The organism is Bacilli bacterium, assembly GCA_036381315.1.
Taxonomy (GTDB): Bacteria; Bacillota; Bacilli; order Paenibacillales; family KCTC-25726; genus DASVDB01.
In genome coordinates, this window is the sequence record DASVDB010000057.1 from 1 (window position 1) to 26,525 (window position 26,525).

General features: G+C 54.2%; 21 protein-coding genes. 3 read left to right on the forward strand and 18 right to left on the reverse strand.

The annotated features are described in order from the left end of the window. The 17 genes from VF260_04250 to VF260_04330 all read right to left on the reverse strand — a co-directional run. On the reverse strand, positions 1–938 hold a 938-nt coding region (locus tag VF260_04250; protein HEX7056393.1), incomplete at its 3' end, for a glutamine synthetase family protein. A 79-nt stretch (positions 939–1,017) separates the two neighbouring features. Then, positions 1,018–2,268: a methionine gamma-lyase family protein gene (locus VF260_04255; GenBank protein ID HEX7056394.1), complete on the reverse strand. Its 1,251-nt coding sequence runs from the start codon at positions 2,266–2,268 to the stop codon at positions 1,018–1,020. Positions 2,269–2,270: 2 nt separating this feature from the next. Beyond that, positions 2,271–3,575: a GTPase HflX gene (gene hflX, locus VF260_04260; GenBank protein ID HEX7056395.1), complete on the reverse strand. Its 1,305-nt coding sequence runs from the start codon at positions 3,573–3,575 to the stop codon at positions 2,271–2,273. 61 nt (positions 3,576–3,636) lie between these two features. After that, on the reverse strand, positions 3,637–4,590 hold the full coding sequence (locus VF260_04265) for an AAA family ATPase (GenBank protein HEX7056396.1): 954 nt from the start codon (positions 4,588–4,590) through the stop codon (positions 3,637–3,639). An 88-nt stretch (positions 4,591–4,678) separates the two neighbouring features. Further along, positions 4,679–5,368 carry an alpha/beta fold hydrolase gene (locus VF260_04270; GenBank protein HEX7056397.1) on the reverse strand — a complete coding sequence of 230 codons (690 nt, stop codon included), beginning with the start codon at positions 5,366–5,368 and terminating at the stop codon, positions 4,679–4,681. Next, positions 5,361–7,796 carry a PBP1A family penicillin-binding protein gene (locus VF260_04275; GenBank protein ID HEX7056398.1) on the reverse strand — a complete coding sequence of 812 codons (2,436 nt, stop codon included), beginning with the start codon at positions 7,794–7,796 and terminating at the stop codon, positions 5,361–5,363. The genes VF260_04270 and VF260_04275 overlap by 8 nt, the downstream gene beginning before the upstream one ends. A 131-nt stretch (positions 7,797–7,927) precedes the next feature. Next, complete coding sequence (gene hfq / locus VF260_04280; GenBank protein HEX7056399.1) at positions 7,928–8,158, reverse strand: RNA chaperone Hfq; 231 nt, start codon at positions 8,156–8,158, stop codon at positions 7,928–7,930. Between the two features lie 47 nt (positions 8,159–8,205). Next, on the reverse strand, positions 8,206–9,165 hold the full coding sequence (gene miaA / locus VF260_04285; protein ID HEX7056400.1) for a tRNA (adenosine(37)-N6)-dimethylallyltransferase MiaA: 960 nt from the start codon (positions 9,163–9,165) through the stop codon (positions 8,206–8,208). Then, a complete protein-coding gene (locus VF260_04290) occupies positions 9,162–9,935 on the reverse strand; it encodes a class I SAM-dependent methyltransferase (GenBank protein ID HEX7056401.1) in 774 nt (257 codons plus the stop codon). The genes miaA and VF260_04290 overlap by 4 nt, the downstream gene beginning before the upstream one ends. 34 nt (positions 9,936–9,969) lie before the next feature. Next, a complete protein-coding gene (gene mutL / locus VF260_04295) occupies positions 9,970–11,856 on the reverse strand; it encodes a DNA mismatch repair endonuclease MutL (protein ID HEX7056402.1) in 1,887 nt (628 codons plus the stop codon). A gap of 5 nt (positions 11,857–11,861) precedes the next feature. After that, positions 11,862–13,301 carry a S41 family peptidase gene (locus VF260_04300; GenBank protein ID HEX7056403.1) on the reverse strand — a complete coding sequence of 480 codons (1,440 nt, stop codon included), beginning with the start codon at positions 13,299–13,301 and terminating at the stop codon, positions 11,862–11,864. A 17-nt stretch (positions 13,302–13,318) separates the two neighbouring features. Then, positions 13,319–16,012: a DNA mismatch repair protein MutS gene (gene mutS / locus VF260_04305; protein HEX7056404.1), complete on the reverse strand. Its 2,694-nt coding sequence runs from the start codon at positions 16,010–16,012 to the stop codon at positions 13,319–13,321. Between the two features lie 99 nt (positions 16,013–16,111). Further along, positions 16,112–17,521, reverse strand: a complete 1,410-nt coding sequence (locus tag VF260_04310; GenBank protein ID HEX7056405.1) for a hypothetical protein — start codon at positions 17,519–17,521, stop codon at positions 16,112–16,114. A gap of 93 nt (positions 17,522–17,614) precedes the next feature. Further along, on the reverse strand, positions 17,615–18,190 hold the full coding sequence (locus VF260_04315) for an outer spore coat protein CotE (protein HEX7056406.1): 576 nt from the start codon (positions 18,188–18,190) through the stop codon (positions 17,615–17,617). Positions 18,191–18,380: 190 nt separating this feature from the next. Then, on the reverse strand, positions 18,381–19,256 hold the full coding sequence (locus tag VF260_04320) for an SDR family oxidoreductase (GenBank protein HEX7056407.1): 876 nt from the start codon (positions 19,254–19,256) through the stop codon (positions 18,381–18,383). A gap of 18 nt (positions 19,257–19,274) precedes the next feature. Continuing rightward, a complete protein-coding gene (locus VF260_04325; GenBank protein HEX7056408.1) occupies positions 19,275–20,909 on the reverse strand; it encodes a thiamine pyrophosphate-binding protein in 1,635 nt (544 codons plus the stop codon). 67 nt (positions 20,910–20,976) lie between these two features. Then, positions 20,977–22,497, reverse strand: a complete 1,521-nt coding sequence (locus tag VF260_04330; protein HEX7056409.1) for a carboxypeptidase M32 — start codon at positions 22,495–22,497, stop codon at positions 20,977–20,979. 144 nt (positions 22,498–22,641) lie between these two features. On the opposite strand from VF260_04330, the gene VF260_04335 reads away from it, so the two are divergent. Next, complete coding sequence (locus tag VF260_04335; GenBank protein HEX7056410.1) at positions 22,642–22,980, forward strand: iron-sulfur cluster biosynthesis family protein; 339 nt, start codon at positions 22,642–22,644, stop codon at positions 22,978–22,980. A 50-nt stretch (positions 22,981–23,030) separates the two neighbouring features. Here VF260_04335 and VF260_04340 read toward each other — a convergent pair whose 3' ends face one another. Then, positions 23,031–23,621 (reverse strand): DUF309 domain-containing protein, encoded by a 591-nt coding sequence (locus tag VF260_04340; GenBank protein HEX7056411.1) that lies wholly within the window; start codon positions 23,619–23,621, stop codon positions 23,031–23,033. A gap of 135 nt (positions 23,622–23,756) precedes the next feature. Between VF260_04340 and VF260_04345 the strand changes: the two genes are divergently transcribed. Beyond that, positions 23,757–25,691 carry a glycosyl hydrolase family 18 protein gene (locus VF260_04345; protein HEX7056412.1) on the forward strand — a complete coding sequence of 645 codons (1,935 nt, stop codon included), beginning with the start codon at positions 23,757–23,759 and terminating at the stop codon, positions 25,689–25,691. Positions 25,692–25,812: 121 nt separating this feature from the next. Beyond that, on the forward strand, positions 25,813–26,525 hold a 713-nt coding region (locus tag VF260_04350; GenBank protein ID HEX7056413.1), incomplete at its 3' end, for an arylamine N-acetyltransferase.

Genomic DNA, 26,525 nt, shown 5'->3' on the forward strand with positions numbered 1-26,525 from the left:
TTGCTGGACGACCAGGCGACATAGCAAGGCGCCTCATAACCGGGAACCAGACGTTTGTAAGAATTCACCGTCGGGTTGGTAATGGCCGTATAATTGCGGGCGTGGTATAAAATGCCGGCCATAAATTGCCGCGCCGTCAGACTTAAGCCAAGCGCATCCTCCGGATCGTAAAATGCGTTTTTGCCGTCTTTAAACAGCGACATATGGCAATGCATGCCGGAACCCGCCATGCCGTACAGCGGCTTTGGCATGAACGTGGCGTGCAGTCCGTGCTTGCGCGCGATCGTTTTCACGACAAGTTTAAACGTCTGGATCTGGTCGGCCGCTTTAACGGCATCCGCATATTTGAAGTCGATTTCGTGCTGTCCCGGCGCAACTTCATGGTGCGAAGCTTCCATCTCGAAGCCCATCTCTTCCAGCGTCAAAACGATATCGCGACGGCAATTTTCGCCAAGATCGGTTGGCGCCAAGTCGAAATAACCGCCCTGATCGTTCAGTTCCATGGTCGGTTTGCCTTTTTCGTCCGTTTTAAACAGGAAAAATTCCGGTTCCGGACCGACATTCATTACGGAGAAGCCCAATTTTTGCATGTATTCCAGATTCCGCTTCAAAATGGCGCGCGGATCACCGGAAAACGGCGTTCCATCCGGCATATAGACGTCGCAAATCAAGCGGGCAACGCGATCCTCGGTAACCCACGGATAGACGAGCCATGTATCCAAATCGGGATATAAGTACATATCGGATTCCTCAATGCGCACATAGCCTTCAATGGATGATCCGTCAAACATCAATTTATTCGCCAATGCCTTGTCCAACTGGCTTATGGGGATTTCAACATTTTTGATCGCACCGAGCAAATCGGTGAATTGCAGACGAATAAAGCGGACATTTTGTTCTTTGGCGATCCGCTTGATATCTTCTTTGCTATAACCCATAACGACAATACCTCCCGATTGAATGACAGTTAATATTTTATGGATCTGGTTTTATTTTGTCAATGAATGTCAGATCGGTTTACAGTTGTTGACTCCCGAACATATTGGCGATCGCCGTCAACACCCCATATTTGGCATGCGAGTATGTCAGTCCGCCTTGCATATAAGCAATGTACGGCGCGCGAACAGGCGCGTCCGCCGACAGCTCCAGACTGCCTCCCTGGATAAAAGTGCCTGCCGCCATAATGACCGGGTCAGCATATCCGGGCATCTCCCAAGGTTCCGGCGTGACATGGGAATCCACCGCCGCCGCCTGTTGAATGGAACGGACAAAGGTCAGCAATTGTTCCTCATTGCGCCATTTTACCGCTTGAATAATATCGGATCTGGCTTCATTCCACTTCGGGTTCGTCGCAAACCCGCATTGCTCGAACATCGCGGCCGCAAAAACAGCGCCTTTCAAAGCTTGTCCAACCGTGTGCGGCGAAAGAAACAGGCCCAAAAACATGTCGCGCGTCGTTCCCAGCATCGCCCCTGCCTCGCCGCCGATTCCCGGCACGGTTAGACGATATGACGAAAGTTTCACTGCATTTTTTGTTCCGGCAATGTAGCCTCCGGTCCGGGCGATTCCGCCTCCCGGGTTTTTGATTAACGAACCGGCGATGATATCCGCGCCGACTTGCGGCGGCTCCAGTTCCTCGGTAAATTCTCCGTAGCAGTTGTCGACAAACACGAGCACATCCGGCCGCCACGTTTTCACCCGCTCGACCATCTCGCCGATCTCCGCAACCGAAAAAGACCGCCGCCATGAGTAGCCGCGGGAACGCTGAATGCCGATCAACTTCGTGCGGGGCGTTAACGCCTGTTTCACGCGCAGCCAATCCACCGTGCCGTCTTCCCGCAATTCCACCTCCCGAAAAGTCACTCCCCAATCGGCAAGCGACCCCGTGCCGTCGTTTGGCTGCCCGATTACTTTATGCAGCGTATCGTACGGTTTGCCGGTGATGTACAAAAGCTCGTCGCCCGGGCGCAGCACGCCGAACAGCGCCGCGGCTATCGTATGCGTCCCTGAAATCAAATGCGGCCTGACAATAGCCGCCTCCGCTCCGAACACATCGGCAAATACCAGATCCAACGTCTCTCTGCCTTTATCGTTATAGCCGTAACCAGTCGAGGTTTGCAAGTGAAAATCGCTTACGCGATGACGCTGGAAAGCACGGATCACTTTCCACTGGTTCTTGTCAATCAATCGGTCGATTTCCCGGAATTTGTCCGCCGCAAGCTGCTCGGCATCTTCCGCGAGTTTCATGAGCTCTGGTGAAAACGGCATCGTTATTCCTCCCATGTTTTCGGTTCCGCAACGCGATACGGAGCCAACAAATACCCGTTTCTCGCGAATTCGTGCGCAGGGATATGCGCTTTGATGATCATTTGTTCGCCGTCGACGGTTTGCGTAAGCACGTTCCCCATCCGGTGCAACAGCGCAATGAGATCGCCCCGTTCGGCCGGAATGGCGAATGCGTGCGCCGCCCCCGCCAATTTCTGATCGAGCAGCGTTTTCAACCGCGCAATGTCGTCATCCGAAAAAGCGGAGATCCGGATGTGACCGCTCGTATCCTGCGGGGCGGCCAATCCTGCGGGGCCGCCCAGATCCGCCTTGTTGAAAATGAGCAAACGTTCCTTGCCTGCCGCCCCAATCTCGGCAAGCACCTCTTCAACCGTGGCGATTTGCCGCGCGACATTTTGTGCCGAAGCATCCACGACATGCAAAAGCAAATCCGCTTCGCAAACTTCTTCCAATGTCGCGCGAAAAGCGGCAATCAGCGCATGCGGCAAGTTTTGGATAAATCCGACCGTATCCGTCAACACCGTTTGGTTGCCGCTCGGCAGCTTCATGGTTCGCGTAAGCGGATCAAGCGTGGCAAACAGGCGGTTTTCGGCAAAAGCATGCGCTTCGGTCAGACGGTTTAAAAGCGTGGACTTGCCGGCATTTGTGTAGCCGACCAACGCCACTTGCGTCACGCCGCTTCTTTTTCGCTGTTCCCGCAAAAGTCTGCGGTGCCTCGCCACATCCTCCAACTGTTTGCCCAATTCCACAATCCGGCTGCGGATGTGGCGTCTATCTGTTTCCAGCTTCGTTTCGCCGGGACCGCGCGTGCCGATGCCGCCGCCAAGACGGGATAAATTTTTGCCGTGTCCGGACAATCTGGGCAGCAAATAGTTCAGCTGCGCCAGCTCAACCTGGATAATCCCTTCGCGCGTTCTCGCCCGCTGCGCAAAAATATCGAGTATGAGTTGTGTCCGGTCGATGATTTTGGCGTCCAATTCATGTTCCAGATTGCGCACTTGCGCTCCCGACAGTTCGCGGTCAAAAATAACAACGTTAGCCCCGGAGCGAACGATAAGATCCCGCAACTCCGCCACTTTGCCCTTGCCGATCAGAAAGCGCGGGTCCAAAGCCTGTTTCTTCTGCCGCATTGTTCCGGCGACTTCCACCCCGGCGGTATCGGCAAGCTGCGCCAATTCGGCGAGCGAGTATTCCATTTCTTGTTCCGTCAACCGGTCCGAATCCGTACATAATCCGACCAAAACGCATCTTTCGCGATCTGGCGCGACGTTATAACCTGCCGGCCGCATGCGCCACCTCTTTTTATGCAAACGTTGCGATGTCCCGCATCCCAGTATAGCAAATCATTGCCTAGCGGTCGAATTTCAAATCTTCCGGCCTAATGGACATCAATTCTTGTCGGGACGGGGCAGTCGGGTATTGGTTCAACAAACGGACCGCCTGATGGCGAATCGCTTTTTCCAACACGTTGCGCACATACCGCGCGTTGCTGAACGTTTTCCACATGGCGGCTTTTTCTTCGGTTAAATGCCGTTTCAGTTTGATCAAGGTATGCGGCAGCAGCGTATATTCCCGCTCTTGCGCCATCAATTCCACAATTTGCAGCAATTGCTCAACGGTATAATCGTGAAACTCCACCTGAATCGGAAAACGCGACGGCAAACCGGGGTTCGTGCTTAAAAAATGCTCCATTTCATCCGTGTATCCGGCCAAAATCAGCACAAATTCGTCTTTGTGGTCCTCCATTGCCTTGACCAGACAATCGATCGACTCTTTGCCGAAATCTTTTTCGCCGCCTCGCGCCAAACTGTACGCCTCGTCAATGAACAGCACGCCGCCCAACGCTTTTTTGACCATTTCTCGCGTTTTGATGGCGGTGTGTCCGATGTATTCGCCGACCAGATCGGCGCGTTCCACTTCGATCAGATGGCCTTTCTTGAGCACGCCCATTTCCTTGAACATCCTGGCAAAAATGCGCGCTACCGTCGTCTTGCCGGTGCCGGGATTGCCTTTGAACACCATATGGTATACTTGCTGGCCGGATAAAAGCCCTGCCCGTTTGCGGTATTCATCCACCTTTAACAACGCGTAAATTTCATAGACGAGACGCTTCACATGCTCAAGGCCGACCATCCGGTTCAGTTCCTTGACCAATTCAGCGAAACCCGATTCCGCGCCAAAAGCGTTGTCGCAAGACGCATTGTCGCCGCTTTCCGCCGCATGTTCCGGTTCGCGCAAGACCACCTGAATTTGTCGGGAAACCGGCCTCGTGTATGGGGTGCCGGCCAGAACGCTTCCTGCCATGAACATCACCTCTTGAATTGGGTGTATGTGCCGATTGTAAAGTATACGCAAACGCCCAGAAGAAGGTTACTTCGACTCCCGTCCGCTCTTAATCCTCTCCATTTCCCAGTAAAAATGCCGCTACCTGCGCAAACAACCGGTCCGCCTCCGCGTCCAGACAGATTAAATGGCGGGATTCGGGATAGAAGCAAACCGTGACCGGCCCTTTAATTCTTCGCTGCAAATACCGCGCGCTTAACGGATGCACAACCTGGTCGCGACCCGATTGGGCAATAAACGTTGGCACGGCAACATGACCGAAGGATGGACGCAAACGTTCGACCAAATTGACAAACTGCCAGTTTGCGCCAAGCGGAATTTTTTTTCCGCGCAACAGTTGGGACACCTGCCCGTTTCGGATGGCGGCGGTCAAATGCCGGACAAAGCGCACGGGGCTAAAATAGATCGCCGCGGCATTTAACAGCACCAATTTGCGCACGGGATAACGCGTGGACAAATAAGCGGCAAGCACGCCCCCCATCGAAAAGCCCACCAGATCAAACCGGCCGGCAGCTTCAGTGAGCGTCGCCGCTTCCCGCTCCGCCGCACGCAGCCAATCGTACCATTTTGTCGTTTTCAGGCCGCGCAATTCCTGATCATGCCCCGGCAGCGTGGGCATGACCGTCTCGTATCCGCGCCGCCTGAGCGCCTCCGCCAACGGCTCAAGCTCGTAGGGACCGCCGGTATAGCCATGCAAAAGCAGGCAAACTTTTTTGTTTTCGCCAGGACGGTTATTCATGCGGGCTCTCCTCCGGCGAAGGAGCAGGCGGCACGCGGGGCGGGACAGACGGGTGCGCAGGCGGCCGCGGCCCCTTTAAAGGAGGCGTGGCGCTCGGCGCAAGCGACGGCGAAGGCGCTTGCTCGCCGTCCGCCCCCGTCGGTTCCGGCGACAAGGTCGGTTCCGGCGATAACGTTGGCTCCGGCGATAAAGTCGGCTCCGGCGAATATGTTGCCTCGGGCGGAACGGCAACCTCGACGATGTCCGATTTCGGCCCTTCCGCGTCCTTTCCGGGAGGAACGGCGACAACATAATATTGGTACGATTCGCCCGGTTGAATCGTCAAATCGTGAACAGTCGTGTCTTTCGTCGGCAGCAACAATGAAAAACCGGACTCTTCCGCGCCTTTGCGATAAAGGCGATATTCCCAGCCGCCCGGCAGTGCGGTCCAGGTAACGGCGATTTGCCGATCCTGAGGCAAATATTGCGCCGCAATATTCGCAACTTTGCCTGCAGGCGGCGTCGCTTCCGGAGCGTCGCTCGCTAGATGCGGAAACGGTTTGACTTTTACGCCCGCCAGCGCTTTTGCCAATACATATGAAAACATGCGCGCCGGATTGCCGCTTCCGCCTTTCAAATACGTTTCTTTATCCGTATGGTCATACCCCATCCATACGGCCGCCGTCATTTCCGGCGTATAGCCGACAAACCAAACGTCGCGGTTGCCCAAAGCGCCTTTGACCGCCGTCTGCGTCGTCCCGGTTTTTCCGGCCACAGGGCGCTTCATCCGGGCATTTTTTCCGGTTCCGTTTTGCACGACGTCCTGCAGCATTTGGGTCATGGCCAAGGCGGTTTTTTTGCTCATGACCCGTTTCGTTTCCGGCTTGAACTGATAGATCGTACGCTCTTCCTTGCCGCGCATGTCGGTAATTTTTACAATGGCATGCGCTTTATGCAGTTCCCCCTGATCGGCAAACGCGGAGTAAGCATGCGCCATTTGCAGCGGCGACACGCCGTTCGTCAACCCGCCAAGCGCAATTGCCAGATTGCGGTCTTCCGGGCCTAACGGAATCCCGAGTTGCGCGGCAAATTTCATTCCGGTTGCGATCCCGATTTGCTTTAGCAACCAAACCGCGGGCACATTGATGGAGTCGCGCACTGCTTCCCGCATCGTCACCTGCCCGCGAAACTTGCCGTCATAATTGCTTGGCGTATAGCCGTCGAACGACATTTTTTGGTCCGGCAAAATCGACGACGCGGTCCAGTCGCCGGTCTCCAACGCCGGCCCGTAGACAATAATCGGTTTAAAGGAAGAGCCCGGCTGCCGTTTTGCCAAAGCCCGGTTATAGTCGCCGAATTGGTAATTTCGGCCGCCGACAAGCGCGGCAATGCCGCCGTCGTTGTTGTTGATGATCACCATGGCGCCTTGCACTTGCTCATTTTTCGTCCCTTCCGGAAACAGGGAACTGTCGGCAAATGCCGCCTCCGCCGCTTGCTGCGCCTTTATATTCAAGGTTGTATAAATTTTATAGCCGCCCTGCCTCAGCTCCGCTTCACTGATATGAGCCACCGCTTCCGCCTCGTGGATAATATAGTTCGCGTAGCTGGGGTAAGTCTGATTGTTCGTTTTTTGCGGCTTGTAAACAACCGCTGCCGCTTGCTCCTCTTCCTCCCGGGAAATCAACCCCTGCTCATACATCAGTTTCAACACGACTTTCCGGCGCTCCTGCGAGCGCTCGGGGTCATCGATCGGATTGTAATAGGACGGCGCTTTCGGAATGCCGGCCAACGTGGCGATCTGCCATAATTTCAGCCCGTTTTGCGGATCGGTCAAATCGGTTACGCCAAAGTAGGTTTTCGCCGCCGCTTTTACGCCGTATGCCCCATTGCCGAAATAAATCCGGTTCAAATACATTTCAAGAATTTCGTCTTTTGTGTAATTATTTTCCAACGCCAGCGCGATGGAAGCTTCCGTCGCTTTGCGAAACAACGTTTTTTCATTGGACAAAAACAAGTTTTTCGCCAACTGCTGCGTAATCGTGCTGCCGCCTTCAACCATGCTGCCGTGCACGATGTCCGTTACAAGCGCGCGGGCGATGGACAAGTAGTCGATGCCTTTATGCTCGTAAAAACGCTTATCCTCGGTGGCAATAAATGCTTCCTGAAGCAGCTTCGGCATTTTCTCAAGTGGTATAAGCTCGCGATTTTCGCGCGAAATGCGCATGGCTTCGCGGCCATTGGCGTCATATACGATCGTTGCTTCGGCCATATCGATTTTGTCCAGATTCGTTTTCAGCAATCGTTCACCGTTTAAAATGAAAAACAAATAGCCGGCCATCGAACAGAACAAAAGCGCCGCGATTGCGACAAATGCGCGAAACAGCCATCTGCCGACACTTCTCTTCTTCTTTGCAGCCTTTGTCCTTGTCGCACGCCTTTTGCCATTCATGTGTGGTCACACTCCATCCGAAATGAAAAGAACAACCTGTTATTCGGTTGCTCGCGGTTTTTCTCTCTATAAACGCAACAACCGCGTAAAAAGTTTCCCTCCTACGCGGCTGCCGCAAAAACAATTACCTTTTACTCGCTTTCCTGGACCAACGAAACGTTGCGCTGCGGGGTGAAAGTGGAAATGGCGTGTTTATACACCATTTGTTGTTTACCGTCGCTGTCAATGACGATCGTGAAGTTGTCAAAAGCGCGAATGAAGCCGCGAATTTGGAACCCGTTCGTGAGATAAACTGTTACTGGAATGTTTTCCTTCCGCAATTGGTTCAAAAATGTGTCCTGAATGTTGATCGGTTTATTCATAATTTCGGTACCCCCTGCATGATTTTCACGATTTTGGCATACTGATTTCAGCTAAATGAGCACTTTGCTGATATTATATCACTTATTTCTTGCAAATGGGCATTAAATTTTGCCGGTTCCCCGACATCCACCCATTCGATGCCGTCCATATGCCGAAACCACGACAACTGGCGCTTGGCGAACCGCTTCGAATCCCGCTTGATCAGCGCAATCGCTTCATCCATCGGGATTTCGCCGCGCAATCCGGCAATGATTTCCTTATACCCCAACGCTTGCATCGAAACAAGCCCGCTGTCGTAACCTTGCTTGAGCAGCCCTTCCACCTCCGCAATTAATCCGGCCTTGACCATCGCATCGACCCGCGCTTCGATCCGCTCGTAAAGTTTTGCGCGATCCATTGTGAGCCCAAGCAAACACGCCTGATAAGGAGATGTTCGCGTTTGTTCCGCAAGCTGCCGGGAGACGGTTACACCGGTCAGATGGAAAATTTCCAGCGCCCTGATGATGCGGCGCAAATCGTTGGGGTGGAGCCGATTTGCCGTTTCCGCGTCGATTGCCCGCAGTTTGGCATGCAGCGCTTCCGCTCCGTATTCCTCGGCAAAACGCCGCTGTTCGCGGCGAAACGCTTCATCGCTGCCCGCCTTACTAAAGTTATATTCAAACAAAACCGATTCAATGTACAATCCGGTTCCGCCGACAATAAACGGCAGTTTGCCGCGGCCTGTGATATCGCTGATCGCCTGTTTGGCGAGGCGCTTGAAATCGGATACGGAAAAAGGCTCGTCCGGCGGCAAAATATCGATTAGATGATGGGGAATGCCTTCACGTTCATGCGGCAACAACTTTGCCGTGCCGATGTCCATCCCGCGGTACACCTGCATCGAGTCGCCGGAAATAATCTCGCAGTCGAATCTGCGGGCGATTTCCAAACTGTATTTTGTTTTTCCGACGGCCGTTGGCCCGACGAGAACGAGCAGCTTTTGTTTGGCGGGCGGGCTTCCGTTCACGGCTTCATCACTCCATAGGCAATTTTGGACGAAGTATGAATGATTTCCGAAAATCCCAAACGGGCAAATTCGCCGCTGTCCATTTGCTCTTTCAACACAACGCGTCGTTTCGCCACGCGCACCGCCTGGCAAACGGCTTCCCGCGAAAGCGGACGGTCATTGGCGATGCCGCGCAGCGGACTGATCGCTTGCGAATGGGCGATCGGTGTGCGGAACATCGGATCGAAATAGACGATATCGCGGCTGTTGTCCGGCAACGAGGCCAGCACTTCGCAATGATCGGCGCATGTGACGCGCACTCTGCGCATGGCCTGATCGACAGCCGCTTGCCCGGAAACATAGCGGCGCACGCCGTGCGCAAGCAGTTCCGCCAACACCGGCTCGCTTTCCAGGGCTTCCACCGTACCTTGCGCGCCGACAGCGTAAGCGAAGACGATGGCGTCGGAGCAAAGGCCGGCCGTGCAGTCCAGCACCGAATCGCCGGCAGCAATCGCGCAAGCCGTCAGCAGCGGATCGGCGCCGCCTTGCAACAACCGTTTAATCCTGAGCATGGCGCTGCTCGGATGGAAAAAAAGCGGCGCCGCGCCGTCCCGATACAATTTCCATTGTCCGCGAGCAAGGAGCAGCACCATATGGTCATCCGCTTTCGCCAACAGTTCGTGCAGTGAAACGTTTTGCCGCGGCACCCAAACGGCGCCCAGCTTGTCCGCCATCCGGACAGCTTCTTCTTCCAGTTCGGGCGAAAAACCGCGCGAGGTTGTAATAATCATGCGATCACCTGCATGCGAAAATCCAAAGAAGCTATTACATAACCCTTTTAAACATTTTTTCCAATTCGTAGTTTGATATGCTGACGACGACAGGCCGGCCGTGCGGGCACGTATACGGATTGCGGCAGGCGCGCAGGCGGTCGATCAGCGCTTCGATCTCGGGAACAGTCAGGGCGTCGTTCGCTTTGATCGAAGCTTTGCAGGCGCACAAAATCGCCGATTTTTCCCGCAACTTGCCGATATCGATTTCCTGTTTTTCCGCAAGCACCCATTCCGCCATCTCTTCGACGATTTCTTTCTCCCGGCCGGCGGGAATCCAGTGCGGCAGCGCCCGCACCAGGAGCGTATTGCCGCCGAAATGCTCCAGAAATACGCCCGCCTGTGCAAATACCGCAAGCTTCGCCAACAATACGTTCATTTCCGTTGGGGAAAATTCCAGCGTTAGCGGAAGCGCCAGCGTCTGGCTGGCTTCTTGCGGATTGGCAAACAATTCGTAAAACCGCTCATAGTTGATTCGCTCGTGCGCGGCATGCTGATCGATTAAATAAAGACCGTCTTCGTTTTGCGCCAATATGTATGTGCCGCGCATTTGCCCGATGACATGCAAATGCGGGATTGCCGGCATGCCGCCGGAAGTTTGCGTTGGAGCTGCCGCTTGCAGAAAAGCCGCCGTTTCTTGCACCGTCGGCGCGGTCCGATCCTGCGGCGGTTTGGCGGCCGATGCCGCCTCCGAAGGATAGGCATAGCGGTTGTTTGTAGGCCGCTTTGCTTGCTGCGGCGCAAGTTCCGGCTGAACTTCTTGTACGGTGCGGCCGGAGGCCGTCGCCTGCTGCGGCCGGCCCGAACCTGCTTGCCGCGGCGCGGATTCGATCACCAGTTGTTCCTGCATGTACGTTTTTAGCGGCCCGTTCTGAACCGCGCTCGGAATGAGCGTCGTACGCTTTAGCGCAGCCGCGGTCGCTTGCCTGATTGCGCCCAATAATTCCTGCTCTTTGCTGAAGCGAACTTCCAGCTTGTTCGGATGCACATTCACATCGAGCAACGACGGTTCCATCCGCACATGCAGCACGGCGATCGGAAACCGATGCAACGGCAAGAGCGTATGGTATGAGTCCATGATAGCCTGCGTCAATAAATAATGGCGAACCGTCCGCCCGTTTACGGCAATGGTCATTCCGTTGCGGTTGGCGCGGCTCGCTTCCGGTTTGGCGACAAATCCCGCAAGCGAAAAATCGGCGGTTTCCGCTTCCACGCGAATCATTTTTCTCGCCGTATCCGTTCCGTAGATCGCGGCAATCACTTGCAGCAAATCGCCGTTGCCGTTTGTAGCGAGCAACTTGTTGCCGTTGTGGGTGAAAGAAAACGCGATTTCGGGGTGCGCAAGCGCGATCCGGTACAAAAAATCGGAAATGTGCGAAAGTTCGGTCTGCACGGTGTGCAAATACTTCAACCGCGCCGGCGTATTAAAAAACAAATCGCTCACCTTGATATCCGTGCCGCGCGGGTGCGCCGCATCCGCACACATTTTTACCACGCCGCCGTCGATGACAATCTTTTTTCCCAGCCCGTCCGTCCGGGCGGAAGAAGTGCATTCCACTTTGGCGACGGCGGCGATGCTGGGCAACGCTTCGCCGCGAAATCCGAGGCTTTTGATGCGGAACAAATCGGCGCCGGAAGCAATTTTGCTCGTGGCGTGGCGCAAAAATGCCGTCTCGCAGTCATCGGCGGCGATGCCCGTTCCGTTATCCGTTACCCGGATGAGTTGAATGCCGCCTTCTTCCACGGCAACGTCAATCGTCGTGCTTTCGGCGTCGATGGCGTTCTCCACCAATTCTTTGACGACCGACGCCGGCCGCTCGACGACTTCGCCGGCGGCAATCTGGTTGGCAATATGTTCATCTAGGACACGTATTTTGCCCATTACGCTTATTTCCCTTCGCGAGCGCTAAGCTGCAAAATATTTTGCTGTTTGGACCAGGCAAACTCGGGATATGCCGCGGCAAACGCCTGCGCATCAATGAAGCTCACGCCGTCCTGCAATTTCAGTGAAGCGTCGGACAGTTTAAACTGCCGAACGGTGCCGTTTTCCGCAAGCGTGACCGCTTTCGTCTTTCCGTCCCAGGCAACGTCGGCGCCGACAAGCGCGGCCAAAATCCGCGATGGCACATATTCCGAATGGTTCGCCTCAATGGTGGGAAATCTTTCGAGAAACGCTTTGCCGTTAATTTCCGTTTCGTGGTCGGTCAGTTTCAGATTAATATCCCGCAAACCGGCAAGCCGCAACGCGGTGATTGTTTGCGCCGTGTCGCTGTATACGGTGATATCCGGCTTTAAGCCGATTCCGTTTACTTTGCGGCCGTGTGGCGTCAAATACTCTTCCACGGTTATTTTCAGCACGCCGCCGTCCGCAAGCGGAAAAATCGATTGCACGCTGCCTTTGCCAAATGTTTGGACGCCGATGACCTGCGCCAATTTATAGTCCTGCAGCGCTCCGGTCAATATTTCCGAAGCGCTGGCGCTGTATTCGTTCACCAGTATATAGACGGGTACGCCGATTCTTTGGCCTCCCGAAACCGTCAATTTGCTGCTGATCCCGTCGCGGCCTTTGGTCTGGATGAGCGTACCGACCGGCACAAACGACTTGAACATGTTGGCGGCGGTGTCCAACAGCCCGCCTGGATTGTAGCGAAGATCAATCACGAGCGATTTCATGCCTTTTTCCCGCCAATTCGCAAGAACGGCGGCAAATTTCTCGTCCGCGTCGCTGGAAAAATCGGTCACGGCGATATATCCGATACCCCCGGGAAACAGCATCGCATCCAACACGGGCACTGTAATCTGTTTGCGGGTAATCGCGTAATCGGCCAATTTTCCGGAACGCTCGATCGTAATATGTACGGTTGTGCCTTCCGGTCCGGTAATCGCGGCCACCAGATCGTCCAGTTTTTGGCCGGCGGTTTTTTTGCCTTCCACCGCCGCGATATAATCGCCTTTTTGGATGCCGGCGGAAACGGCAGGCGAACCGGGAAACACTTCGATGACATAAAAGCCTTTATTGTCCTCTCCCAAACGAACGCCGATGCCGACATACTGATTTTCCAGTCCGTTCGCAAACGACTGCCATTCATCCGGCGAAAAATATTGCGTGTACGGGTCGTTCAGCTTTTCCAGCATCGTATTAACATCGGATTCGGGAAAATTGCTTTCCGTTACGCCGCTCACATGGTACTGAGTCAACAGTTCATACACCTGATCATTTACCGCTTGTTCTGTTTGTTCGCCGAAAACGTTTAGCGGCATAAGCGAAAGCTGCAGCAATACGGCCAAAATGGCAACGGCACAAGCTTTTTTGATACGGGTTAACATCTTTACTCACCTACTCGTCAGATTTTCAGGCAAATTTGCTGCTTGAGTTCATAAAGCACATTCATTGCTTGCAGCGGAGTCATATTCATCAAATCGAGCGCTTTCAGCTTCTCGAGCGTCTTTAGCGCGTGTGAGTCGATGTTCGCCTCCTTGCCCTTTTTGGGTTTACCCTTGTGCGGCGCTTGTGCGTCTTCCTGCCCGACGAACCAACTCATCTGCACGACTTCTTCCGCCGCGTTTTCCGGCGCCTTGGCGAAAGTTTCGCGCGATGCGGCGGATTTCGCCCCGGCATACTGCTGCAGGATTTGATAGGCCCGCTCGATAAGCGATTCCGGCAGCCCGGCGATACGGGCGCAATAGATGCCGTAGCTGGTGTCGGCCGCGCCTTTGACCAGCTTGCGCAAAAAAGTTACATTGCCGTCATCTTCCCGCACCGCCATCCGGTAGTTGCGCAATTGCGGCAAACTTTGTTCCAGATGGGCGAGTTCGTGAAAATGCGTCGACACCAATGTTTTGCAGCCGATATGGTCATGCAGATATTCAATCACCGCCTGGGCGATCGCCATGCCTTCGCCCGTAGACGTGCCGCGTCCGAGTTCATCGATAATGACGAGGCTTTTGCCCGTCGCTTTTTCGGTCATGGTCTGAATATCTTTCATCTCCACCATGAACGTGCTTTGGCCGCCGACCAGATCATCGGCCGCGCCAATCCGCGTGAAGATTCGATCGATTAGCGGCACTGTTGCTTTTTGCGCGGGCACGAAACAGCCGATTTGCGCCATGATGACGATCAGGGCAACCTGCCGCATATAGGTGCTTTTCCCGGCCATGTTCGGCCCCGTGATCAGCATGATGCTGCCGTCCTCATGGTTCAGCCGCGTATCGTTGCCGACGAATTTGCCGTTTGTCAAAACCGCTTCGACGACGGGATGGCGCCCTTCCACGATCATGAGTGCATCGTCCGCGGCAATCTCGGGACGGACAAATCTTCCCGCAACGCTCGCTTCCGCCAGCGATTGATAGGCGTCCACTTCCGCCACAGCGGCGCCCAAACGCTGCAAGCGGGCGATTTGCCCGGCGATTTGCTGCCTAAGCTCGACAAACAATTCGTATTCGAGATCGACCATTTTTTCTTCCGCTTCGAGAATTAACGACTCTTTTTCTTTCAGTTCCTTCGTCACAAAGCGTTCGGCATTCGCCAATGTTTGTTTGCGCTCGTAACGCCCTTCCGGCAACTGCGCCAAATTGGCTTTCGTCACCTCGATATAATAGCCGAACACTTTGTTGAATCCAAGTTTAAGCGACTTGATGCCGGTCAGTTCACGCTCTTGTTTTTCCAATTGCGCGATCCACTGTTTGCCGCCGGCGCTCGCTTCCTTAAGCTTGTCCAAATACGCGTTGTATCCGGGCTTGATCATTCCGCCATCCCTTACGGATACCGGCGGATCGTCCACGATCGCCGCTTCGATCCAGTCCGCGATATCCGCGCAATCATCAAGGTCGGCAACAAGCGCAATTAGCGTCTGGCAGCCAGATTCGCGGCACAGCCGCATGATCCCGGGGATTTGCCGCAAGGAGAGCTTGAGCGCCAGCAAATCGCGCGCATTCGCCGTGCCGAACGCGACGCGCCCCGCCAACCGCTCCAGGTCGTAAACTTCTTTCAGCGCTTGGCGCAGCTCTTCGCGGGCAATCAAATTATGGAACAAATAATCGACCGCGTTAAGCCTCTTGGTAATCCGCTCCGCGCTAAGCAGCGGTTTGTCAACCCACCGTTTGAGCAGCCGCCCGCCCATCGATGTGACGGTGCGGTCCAAAAGCCATAACAGCGAGCCTGTTTTGGCGCGGTCGCGGATTGTTTCCGTCAACTCCAGATTGCGCCTGGTGAACGGGTCCAGCACCATATAGTGCTGCGGTTCGTAAACGCGGATATGCCGGATATGGTCGAGGGAGCGCTTTTGCGTTTCGTGCAGATACGAAATCAGCAAACAGACGGCGCGCCGTTTAGCTTCATTGAGCGGCGCAAGCTGCGGCGCGGCAAAGTGCGCCTGCAACAATTCCGCCCGCTCGGCCGTCCACTCCGTGGCCACCGCGCGTCTGCTAAAGGCGCTCAGGACAGCCTCCGCCCGGTTCAAAAGCCTGGCGTCGCCCAACAGTTCGGACGGCATGAAGGCGTTCAGCTCGTCAGCCAAATTTTCGGCCGTAGCGGGGACGGACGTAACATGCAATTCGCCGGTCGACAGATCGCAAATCGCTATGCCGAATTGCTCGCCTTCTTCCGCGAGCGCGGCGATATAATTGTTGGCGGATTCCGCCAACGAGTTGCTTTCCATGACTGTTCCCGGCGTGACGATTCGAATGATCTCGCGGCGGACGACCCCTTTGGCCGATTTCGGGTCTTCCACCTGTTCGCAAATCGCCACTTTATAACCTTTTTCGATCAATTTTGCTATGTAATTATCGACGGAATGATAAGGCACTCCGCACATCGGGACACGCTCTTCAACACCGGCGTCTCTGCCAGTCAGCGTGATCTCCAGTTCGCGCGAAGCCAAAATCGCATCCTCAAAAAACAGTTCGTAAAAATCGCCCAGCCGGAAAAACAGAAAAGCGTCGGGCACTTCTTTTTTGATTGCCAAATATTGCTGCATCATCGGCGTATATTGCGCTTCCGCCAAATGATGGTCAAGCGTTGCGGGAGCATTATGAGCCATGGCATCCTCCGACTTGCACATTTCATAGCAAACTATCAATTGTTGCAATAATAGAAACATTATAACATGAAACGACTCCGTGTGCCCAATTTGCCTCCGTTAACGCGCAATTCCCCACGCTTTGCGGATATCCGTTTGCTCATCCCATTTTTCCCCGGCCAAAATCATTTGCCCAAGCGGTTCGAGCCGCTCCCGTTTTTCCTGATACGCGGGCAATCCGGACAATTCCCGCCAAAGTTTTCGGGCGATGTTTCCGATGATTTTGGCATCCCCGCGATAATACGCATGCCGCGTCCGCGGATCGGATAACGGCGATTGCGTAAGCTGCCCGAAATTTCCGGCGATGATCTGTGCCAAATGCAGCACGGCGGCAGCGATTTGGGGAGATATAAGCCAACTGGGCAGCGTGCGGTATTCAAACCCGCCGTGAAATTGCCTTCTGACATCGCCGAGACCGCCGTAGCGGGGACGGCGCCTCGCCGTACGCTCATCTTCAATCGCCGCCAACGAAAGCGCAAGATAATTGTCCAATGCCCGGATCAAAAAAGGATTCGGCCAGATCCCGCCAAAATGAATATGCCCGCCCAAGCGGACATATTCAACCGGCATGCCTCCGGCCAGCCAGCGCACATGCGCGGCGGAAATGCGTTCTTGCGCCAACTGGAGCAGCTTGCGAATCTCCGCGACCAATCGGTCCGGATCCGCCGCGGGCCGCGGGCGAAGTTCCGCGAGCGGATAATGGATCGTTCCGTCGGAACGGGCGGCCGCATCGCAGCCGATCCGTCCGGTTAGCGGCAAAAAACGGGAAGCCGCCACCAGTTCGCCGGTGCGGGAGATAAGCGCGAATTCCGGGTCCGCGCCGAGCACAACTTGGCTCTCGCCGCATGCGGACGGCCGCGATTGCCCGGCAAAGCGGTGAATCGCCTGCGCGTACAACGACGCCAATTTGCGGTCGACAACCGGATTCGGCTCCACATCCAGCACTTCGGGCGGGCGTGAACCGTTGGCCAGCACCACGACATTGGCGAAATCCAGATCAAGCGCGCGCACCGCCCGCACCGCTTGCCTTGCCGCTTTTTTCGCTTCCGGCGCGCGCCCGCCATCCTCCGCTACCCGCAATGCCTCCGGCAACCAAACACGCTTGCCTGGCGCAAACAAAACGGCGGCGCCATGCGTATTGGGCACCTTAAGCACAGCAAGCGCGTCGGGGAAAAAAACCGGCACCACATAGGTGCGATAAAACCGGCAGGCGTCCCTTCGCCCTGCCGCGGCAACGGCAATTCCGCTTGCGGCAAGCATATCTCGCATTGCCTGTTTGTCGCGGCATCGCTTGACAGCCTGCGGATGATTCAGCGTGCGAACGCGTTCCGGGATATGGCTTGCGCAATGCCACGGTATCACGACATCATTTTTTCCGGATGCAAAAAGCGCAGTTCCGTGCGGAACCTGCAATTCGCCGGTTAACAGCATTGCCTGCTTGCCGAAATTGTGCAACACAAAGACGCCCATCCGCCCGCCTCCGAAAAACGTAAAAATGCTGAAAACAAAGAGGGCTTCCGCCCTCTCTTCTTACCGTACCCTGGCATATCATACAAATAAGTATCAAGTCTCCTCTTCGATATCCAGCAAATCACCATCCAAATCTTCAAAATCGCCGTCTTCCGACGATTCATGGAAATCGAAATCTTTATCGGCAAGATCATCGCACCCGCCCGGGCATACCAGCACGCATACTTTGGTTTCGGCGATCATTTCCACGTGAAATTCCTTTTCGACGCGAATGTTGACGCCGTTGCCCGATGCGGAGATGCTGGCCTCGACGCAGTTAGGCTCTTGTACGGCTTCCGCGCTGACTTCTTCCGTACTGGATCTGAATTTCGGGTCAAGGTAAGAGAGCGGGACATGTTCCACATACGTAATCGTTTCTTTGGCCACGTCGGTCTTGGAATTTTTGTCGTAAGAATACCAGACGTCAATATCATAAGTGCCGCTTACCTCAATACCGTCGCCGGACTTTGCCGCTTCATACTGGTGATTGATGATCCATGCGCCGAGAATGCTGGACGGTTTGTTCGGCGGCGTTATCGTGTGGGTGACTTGGGAAAAACGACGCCCTTTGCCGCAAACCGCTTTTGTTATGATCTCTCTGCATTCCGTTTCTTTATCGGCAATTGACATTTTGCAACCTCCTCCGTACGATCGCTCGTAGTATTCTTTTAAATTGTATGCAGGGCATTCGTCTAGGGTGACAAAAACTTTGGGCAACTTCCGGTTTGTCAGCCAACCGGCGCGAACTGCGCCTGACATCGGAAAGTAAACGCATACATTTTTGCCGAACCGCAAGGAGAAGGTTTGCGAATAGCCAATGTTAGCCGTTTATCACGACTCCGCCATTGATATGCAAAAATTGACCGGACATATAAGACGCGTCTTCGGAAGCGAGAAAAACGTAAGCCGGCGCGACTTCGCAAGGCTGCCCGGCCCGCTTCATCGGCGTTTTGGCGCCCCAATTGGCCACTTGTTCAGCCGGAAAAGACGCGGGGATTAACGGCGTCCAAATATTGCCCGGACATACCCCATTCACGCGAATTCCGCGACTGTGCAAAGATTTGGACAATGAACGGGTGAAAGCAACGATCGCTCCCTTGGTTGCGGAGTAGTCGATTAGTTGCTCATTTCCTTCATATGCGGTAAGCGACGCGGCGTTAATAATGGCGCTGCCCGGTTTCATATGCGGCAGCGCCGCTTTGGTGAGGAAAAAAACGGAGTAGAAGTTGGTGCGGAACGTTTTTTCCAGCTGTTCCGTGGTTATGTCCTCCAGGCTGTTTTGCACGTATTGTTCCGCCGCGTTGTTGACCAGAATGTCCAGCTTGCCAAAATGTTCCACGGTTTGCTCCACCACATGCCGGCAAAACGATTCATGGCCGATGTCGCCGGCAAGGGCAAGGCAGCGGCGCCCCGACTGGGCAACCGCGCGCTTCGTTTCCTCCGCATCGCTATGCTCGTTTAAATAGACGATGGCAACATCCGCGCCTTCCTTGGCAAAAGCCACCGCCACCGCCCGGCCTTGCCCGCTGTCGCCGCCGGTGATGATCGCCACTTTGTCTTGCAATTTTCCGCTGCCGCGGTAATTCGGACGATCGTAAACGGGCCGCGGCTCCATCACCGACTCGATGCCAGGCTGCCTATTTTGGTGCTGCGGCGGAAACGGCGTTTGTTGCGAGAGTTTGGTTAAAACAGGCATAAACGGGTCATCTCCTTTTCACGATAGCGGATAGTCGGGATAAGGCGCCTGGGCCGTGGGAACATCAAGCAAAACCGGCTTGGATGAAGCAAGCGAAGCGCGCAACAATCGCTCCAGGTCTTCCGCCTCCTCCACGCGGCAAGCGGACCATCCGCAGCTTTCGGCAAGCTTGACGAAATCCGGATTAATGACTTGCGTCCCTTCCGGGTTAAGCCCCCTTGCCGTCATTTTGTTGCGCTCCATTTGCAGCGAGCCGTTATTCAGGACAATCACAACGATATTCAAACGGTAACGCACGGCGGTCAGAAGATCGGCCAATACCATCGCCAATCCGCCGTCCCCGGTTATGCAAACGACTTGCCGCTGCGGCAGGCAGCACTTCGCGGCCAATGCCGCGGGAAGCCCATAGCCCATCGTTCGCCAGTTTTCGGACAACAATATACGTTGCCGCCGCGCGCGGAAGTTTCGCAAAAACCACAAAGTCGAGTCGCCTTCATCCACAGCAATGACGGCATCCGGCGCCACGCTCCGCTCAATCGCGCGGATGATTCGCGAAGGATGAAACGGAAAAACGGCAGTCAAGCCTTCCCGCTCATTCATTTCCGCCCACGTCTGTTTGCATTGCTTGAGCTGCCGTACCCACCCGGCGTTGCCGCTTTTTAAAGCAAGTTCCTTGGCGAGATATGCCGCAATCAGCGCGGGATCCCCGACGATGCTGAAAGCAACCGGCAGTTCGGTTGCCAGCTTTGCCTGGCTGCCAACGATCCGGATCATAATGGCTTCGGTTGGAGTTTGGCCATCCGGCCACCAATCGGTTTCAATCAGCAAGACCGCGTCCGCTTGCTTAAACCGGCCGGTAAGATACGGATTTCCCCCTTCCCCCAATCCGCCCAGCGCCAACGGCGCACTATCGGGCATAACCCCGGTCGCTCCGTAGCCTAACGCGATGCCGCTGCCCCAGGCTTCCGCCAATTGCCCGATGGCCTCCGCTGCGGGACGCGCCTTGGGTCCGACCATGATCATCGGGCGTTTCGCCTGACGCATTACTTCAAGTATTTGCTCAAGCTGCGCCGTATCCGGCGCGCCTGCAATCGCCGAAGCCGGTTTGCCAGGCGGAACGACTGTGGGCAAGTTCCAAACATCAGCCGGTATCGCCAAATGGGCCGCCGTCTCCAGCGTTTTGGCGGTGCGAACCGCGGCGGTAAGGGAGCGCATCACGGCATCGGGATGGACGGCGAGCTCGGAAAATCCCGTCACCGCCCGTACCAGTTCCTGTTGATGGATATACTGCTTGTAGCGGGTGCCGATTTTGTCGCCCGGGACTTGCCCGGTGATGGCCAATACCGGAACTCCGTCCAGAAAGGCGGCGCCCAATCCGTTCAACAAGTTTGCCAGGCCCGGGCCCGCTTGCGCGGCGCAAACTCCCATATTGCCGGTGCATTTTGCTTCGGCGGAAGCCATTAACGCGGCAACCGATTCATGTTTTACCGCGACAAACCGAATCGCGCTTTGCCTGGAGATCGCATCCATCAAGCCGAAAATGGCGTCTCCGACCACACCGTAAACGCGCCTGACGCCGCATATATCAAGCTGTTCCAGAATCGCTTCGGCTACGCGCCGGGAAGCGACGTTCCGCTGAATTTCCGTGTCCATACCACACCGCCCAGACAGCTTGATTCCATACATTTTTCCAATTCATGCAGCGTTTTTATTATGGCTTTTACAAACGGTAAATATGCTTGAACTTCCGCTCCAGGTAATCCGTCAAATAACGCGCATCAAGCCCTTCGCCGGTTACGTTCCGGATAATTTCCGCCGGTTTTTGCAACTTGCCGTATTGGTAAATGTGCAGTGTCAGCCACTCTTTGATCGGCATGAGATTCCCTTGTTCCACAAGCGTATCAAGGTCCGGAATCGCTTTTCGCAACGTGTGCATGATTTGCGCGGCGTACATGTTGCCGAGCGCATAGGACGGAAAATAGCCGAAATCGCCGCCGGACCAGTGCACGTCCTGCAGCACCCCTTCCGCGTCATTTTGGGGCGTAACGCCCAAATATTCCGTATATTTGGCGTTCCATGCCGCAGGCAGATCGGCGACTTGCAGTTCCCCGTTTATGAGCGCTTTTTCCAACTCATAACGCACCATAATATGCAGATTGTATGTCAATTCATCGGCTTCGATGCGAATCAAAGACGGCGTTGCCGCGTTCACCGCGCGGTAAAACTGTTCCACGCTGACCCCGGACAACTGCTCCGGAAACAGCTTTTGCAAATCGCCGAAGTACCGCCGCCAAAACGGGAGGCTGGCCCCGATCATATTTTCCCAGAAGCGGGATTGCGATTCGTGAATGCCCATTGAGGCGCCGGCGGAAAGCACCGTGCCGCGCAGGTTCGGGGAAATATTTTGCTCGTACAAGGCGTGGCCGGTTTCATGAATGGTGCCGAACAGCGCAAACGTTATATCCTGCGGTTTAAAATGGGTCGTAATCCGCACATCTCCGGGGTTCAGACCAGTCGCAAACGGATGCACGCTTTCGTCCAATCTGCCTGCCGTAAAATCAAAGCCCATCTGCTTCATGATAAACAAACAGAATTCCCGCTGTTTCGCTTTGTCGTAAGGTTTACGCAAAAAAGCCGTATCCGGTTTGTCCCTGGCGTCTTTTATGGCGGAAACGAGCGGCACGGTTTTTTCCCGGACGGTTTGAAACACGCGATCCAGTTCCGCAACCGTCATTCCGGGTTCGTACATGTCCAAAAGCGTATTATATTTGTTTCCCTCATAACCCCACAACTCCACAAACTCCTGCTTCATGGCCACGATTTTTTCCAGATAAGGCTTGAAAGCGGCAAAATCGGAGTTGCGCTTGGCGTCTTCCCACACCGATTCCGCTTGCGCTTTTAAAACGACGTACGCCTGGTATTTCTCCGGCGGAATTTTTTTGTTGTAGCTGTATTCCCGCTTCAGTTCCGCGACGGCGCGGCGGTCTATTTCCGTAAGGCCGGCGTTCGTTTCCGGCTCCGCCAACCTGTCAAGATATCCGCCCATTTCGCCAGATACGGTTAAGCGGAACATTTCCGCGGATAGCTGCCCGATTACTTCCGACCGCCCTTCCACTCCTTTTTTCGGCGCACCGGTGCGCAAATCCCATTCCATCAACGCAATGGCTTCTTCGTAACTTTTTATTTTTGCCTGCAAATCATGAAATCCGGCAAGCACATTTTTTAGCGTTTGGTCGACCATTTTACTGCTCCTTTCATGCTTGAAATCGCTCACCAAAGATGATACGGCAAAAAGTCCCAGTGGGCAAATGACGGACGGCAAGGACGGGTTGGGGTTGACCGTCCGTAGTAAAATAAAATTAGCAATTATCGGGAGGAGTTAACGATGCATATCGAAATGAGCAGTTCAGCATTAAGCCGCCTGCGGGAACAGCTTGCGGATAAAACGGGATACCTGAAGCTGGTTTATGATACGGACAACTGCTGCGCGGTAAACGGCATCGCCCAGTTATGGCTGGTTGCGGAGCCGGGAGCCGATGACATCGTGCAAGACGGGGAAATTCCCATCATGCACGAACATGAGCAGGAAATTTTTTTTGAGGACGATTTGCAACTGGATTACAGTGAGAAAAACCGCTGCTATATTCTGAAAAGCAATCAGCAAATCTACCATCCGACGCTGTCGATCATCGATAAGCGGACCGACCGCATTTTACAAGGGTAAGAAGTCTGGCGCCCGGCGGCAAACAGCAGCGAAACGCGAATCGGACGCGCTTATGGCGCGGGTTTTCCCCGCAACGCCCGCCGCTTGGCCAATTCGGCCGCCCGCTCGGCCACCACTTCGGTACGGTCGCGGCGCACATGCTTATCCACGATGTCCCGATTTGCCATATCGCTGGGCGAAAGCCACGCTTTTCCCGCGAGCCGGCATTTTTCCCGGCATAAACGCAGCAATTCCGTATCTTGCAAAGGCAGATCAAGATCGCGAAACTCGTTTGCTTCAGCGGGGCTTGGCCCGGACGCCGCCAACTTTGCCGCCACCGCGGCGTGTCTGTGCGCCAGTTCGGATAGCAGCGAGCGATTGATCCCGAGACGCTCCACGTCTTCCGCGCGCAAGTTGCGGATTGCGCTCGCCAGCATCTTCAGCGCCCCCGCGCAATTGCCCCGCCGCTCATGATATTGCGCCACCGCGATTTGTATCAATCCGAGCCAGGCCGCGGCCAGGTCGCCGGTTTTGTTCGCCTGCCAAAACTCCTCCAGCACTTCATGGCAATTAAAATAATCCCGATCCGCATGGTACAACACAAGATATTCCAAATACGCTTCGGGATACCGGACCGTATGTTCCGCATGCGGCTCCGTCACCGCAACCACTCCTTCGCCATATGTTGCCGTTATTATATCATAGCCTTTTTCGCAAAAATTTTCGCGAAACATATCCGCCATTTTTCCGTCTAATAGAAATAGAATCTGAGAAAAAGGAGAGAAGGAAGGGAAATCATGAAGCGTTTGACCAAATACATAGTAACGATCTGTATCGGAATGTCGTTTATGCTCCCGCTTTCCGCCCTACAGGCATTGGCAAAAACGGCGCACAGCGATTTGACGACCAAATACCGGGTCTATCAAAAGAATCATATCATTTCCGAATTTGCGGACTTGAACAAAGCGATCGCGCTGGCCAAAACGTTGGCGACAAGCCGCGTTGAAGATATCAAAACGCATAAGTGGCTGTGGGACAACTATCCTCGCTACCGCGTCTATCAATATGACAATACGCTCGCATCCTGGCAATTTACCGATTTGGATGAGGCGATCAAGGAAGCGCGCAAATGGGCGCATGCGAGCGTCCGGGATTTGCAGGCGGCGGGCTGGGTGTGGAACAATTACCCGAAGGCAATGAATTTTCGCGTCTATCAAGGCGACAAAACGTTGCCGAAATGGGAGTTTCCGACTTACGAAGCCGCGCTGAAGGAAGCGAAAAAGTGGGCGCATTCCCATATAATCGATCTGCGCACGAACAAATGGGTTTGGGACAACTTGACCGATGCGGAAAAGCAAGCGGCAGCAAACGGCGAACCGCAATATGCGGTTTCCATCGACGGCTTCTCGCTGGACGGCTGGAAATTTGCTTCCTTATATGACGCCGTCGCCTTCGCTTCCGGGCAGGATGAAGCGGTTGTTGCAAAAATTGCGACGAATGAGATCGTATACGCCAACAAGCTGACATATCAAGTCTATCAAAATGACCATTATCTGAAACAATTTCATCAAATCGATGACGCGATCGCCTATGCGAAAAAATGGGCCAACGCAACGATCAAAACTGACAATCGCGCCATTTGGACCAATGTGCCGTATTATCAGGTGCTGCAAAACGACAAACCGCTTAAACGGTTCAATACGTTAAAAGAGGCGCTGAAGTATGCCCAATGGTACAGCAACGCTTCCATCCGGACGGCAGAAGGCGAGACGATCTGGGACAACTTGCGCGAATTGTTGTACTGGGCATGGAACGGCAGCGCCTCGCCGAGCACGATCCTGACGGAAGCGGCAAATGCGATGGGGCTCGATGTCGATTCGCCGACATGGTTTGAGTTGGATAACGAAAACGGCGCCGTCACCGATACTTCCAATCCGTCCGTGGTATCATCGCTGCACAATCTTGGGATCAAGGTGTATCCTCTGGTCAGCAATTCGTTTGATTCGAAAATGACTTCCCGATTCCTGAACAACAAACAGGCGCAAGTCAAATTTATCCATACGGTTGTGGATCGGATCCAAGCGATTGGCGCGGACGGCATCAATGTCGATTTTGAAAGCATGCCTGGCAGCGTCCGGGACGAGTTTACCGCGTTTATGCAAAAGTTTGCCGACTACGCGAAACAAAAAGGCTTGAAAATTTCCGTCGATCTGCCGCGCGGAAGCTTGAGCTGGAACGAGCTGACCGCTTTTGACCATGCGAAGCTGGCGGAAATCGTCGACTACATTATCATCATGGCCTATGACCAGTATTATTCCGGCAGCGATGAGCCCGGCTCGGTATCCGGCATTCCCTGGACGGACGGCGGCATTCGGGAATTTTTATCATATGGCATCCCCCGCGACAAACTGATATTGGGCATGCCGTTTTATTCGCGGCTGTGGAAACTCAATAAAAATGGCAACCTGGTGGGCAACCGCACGCTTACGCAGAAAGATATCCCCGATTTATTGGCCAACACGGCGCATAAAATAACGTGGGATGAACAATTCGGGCAATACCGCATCGAATTTTCGCAGGACGGTTATCGTTACGTTTTTTGGCTGGAAGATGAGCAAACGCTTGTCAAGCGCATCAAGCTGGCCGATCAATACGACTTGGCCGGCATTGCCGCATGGCGGTTGGGCCATGAAAATCCGGAGATTTGGAAAACGCTCATTAAGGAAAAGTAACGGCGGGCGCCATATTGAAAGCCACGCAGCATCCATCCGATGCTTGTGGCTTTTTTCTGCCCGGCAGGATTGGAACGAAACTTGAACCGGAATGACACTGTTATCAGAAAAGGAGAGGAAGATGATGAATATCCATTCATATTTAAAACGAATCAAGCACGAAGAGGTGAAGCAGAAAGATTTTGCCACGTTATCACAACTACAAATGAATCATCTACTCCACGTTCCATTTGAAAACTTCGATGTCATGCGCAAAGTGGAGATTCCTTTAGACGTGCAAACCTATTACCGAAAAATAGTCGAACATGAGCGCGGTGGATTTTGCTATGAATTAAATGGTCTCTTTCACTGGCTCTTAGATCGTCTTGGATATACGACTCGGCTCATTTCGGCGACGGTGAAAAACGCGGACGGATCATGGACGATGGAAGGCAGTCATGCAGCGCTGATTGTAGAACTTGAGCAGCCTTATTTTATCGATGTTGGTTTCGGCGATTCCGCCCGCATGCCGCTGCCCTTGACTGGGGAAATACACCGTGATGTTAGCGGCACTTATCGAATCATTCCCGGCGAACCGGACAGTTACGACTTGCAACAGATGGAGCAAAATAATGAGTGGAAGACACGGCTGCGTTTTAACCTGACGCCGAAACAGCTAAGCGACTTTAAAGAACCGTGCCATTTTAATCAAACCTCGCCTAACTCGAGCTTCACTCAAGGAGAACTGGCTACCATTGCTATGCCGGAAGGCCGCGTCACATTTTCCAGGAATAAAATAATCGAGACATACCAGGGTGAAAAAGTTGAAAGGCCTGTCGGAAACGAAGAAAAAGC

Bases quoted from the DNA above. Each gene is read 5' to 3' on its own strand.
- VF260_04255 (HEX7056394.1), bottom strand. From the start codon at position 2,268: ATGCCGTTTTCACCAGAGCTCATGAAACTCGCGGAAGATGCCGAGCAG.
- VF260_04320 (HEX7056407.1), bottom strand. From the start codon at position 19,256: ATGCCTGTTTTAACCAAACTCTCGCAACAAACGCCGTTTCCGCCGCAG.
- VF260_04265 (HEX7056396.1), bottom strand. From the start codon at position 4,590: ATGGCAGGAAGCGTTCTGGCCGGCACCCCATACACGAGGCCGGTTTCC.
- VF260_04290 (HEX7056401.1), bottom strand. From the start codon at position 9,935: ATGATTATTACAACCTCGCGCGGTTTTTCGCCCGAACTGGAAGAAGAA.
- VF260_04275 (HEX7056398.1), bottom strand. From the start codon at position 7,796: ATGAATGGCAAAAGGCGTGCGACAAGGACAAAGGCTGCAAAGAAGAAG.
- VF260_04300 (HEX7056403.1), bottom strand. From the start codon at position 13,301: ATGTTAACCCGTATCAAAAAAGCTTGTGCCGTTGCCATTTTGGCCGTA.
- mutL (HEX7056402.1), bottom strand. From the start codon at position 11,856: ATGGGCAAAATACGTGTCCTAGATGAACATATTGCCAACCAGATTGCC.
- VF260_04315 (HEX7056406.1), bottom strand. From the start codon at position 18,190: ATGTCAATTGCCGATAAAGAAACGGAATGCAGAGAGATCATAACAAAA.
- hflX (HEX7056395.1), bottom strand. From the start codon at position 3,575: ATGCGGCCGGCAGGTTATAACGTCGCGCCAGATCGCGAAAGATGCGTT.
- VF260_04345 (HEX7056412.1), top strand. From the start codon at position 23,757: ATGAAGCGTTTGACCAAATACATAGTAACGATCTGTATCGGAATGTCG.
- hfq (HEX7056399.1), bottom strand. From the start codon at position 8,158: ATGAATAAACCGATCAACATTCAGGACACATTTTTGAACCAATTGCGG.
- VF260_04335 (HEX7056410.1), top strand. From the start codon at position 22,642: ATGCATATCGAAATGAGCAGTTCAGCATTAAGCCGCCTGCGGGAACAG.
- VF260_04270 (HEX7056397.1), bottom strand. From the start codon at position 5,368: ATGAATAACCGTCCTGGCGAAAACAAAAAAGTTTGCCTGCTTTTGCAT.
- VF260_04325 (HEX7056408.1), bottom strand. From the start codon at position 20,909: ATGGACACGGAAATTCAGCGGAACGTCGCTTCCCGGCGCGTAGCCGAA.
- VF260_04310 (HEX7056405.1), bottom strand. From the start codon at position 17,521: ATGGGCGTCTTTGTGTTGCACAATTTCGGCAAGCAGGCAATGCTGTTA.
- VF260_04330 (HEX7056409.1), bottom strand. From the start codon at position 22,497: ATGGTCGACCAAACGCTAAAAAATGTGCTTGCCGGATTTCATGATTTG.
- mutS (HEX7056404.1), bottom strand. From the start codon at position 16,012: ATGGCTCATAATGCTCCCGCAACGCTTGACCATCATTTGGCGGAAGCG.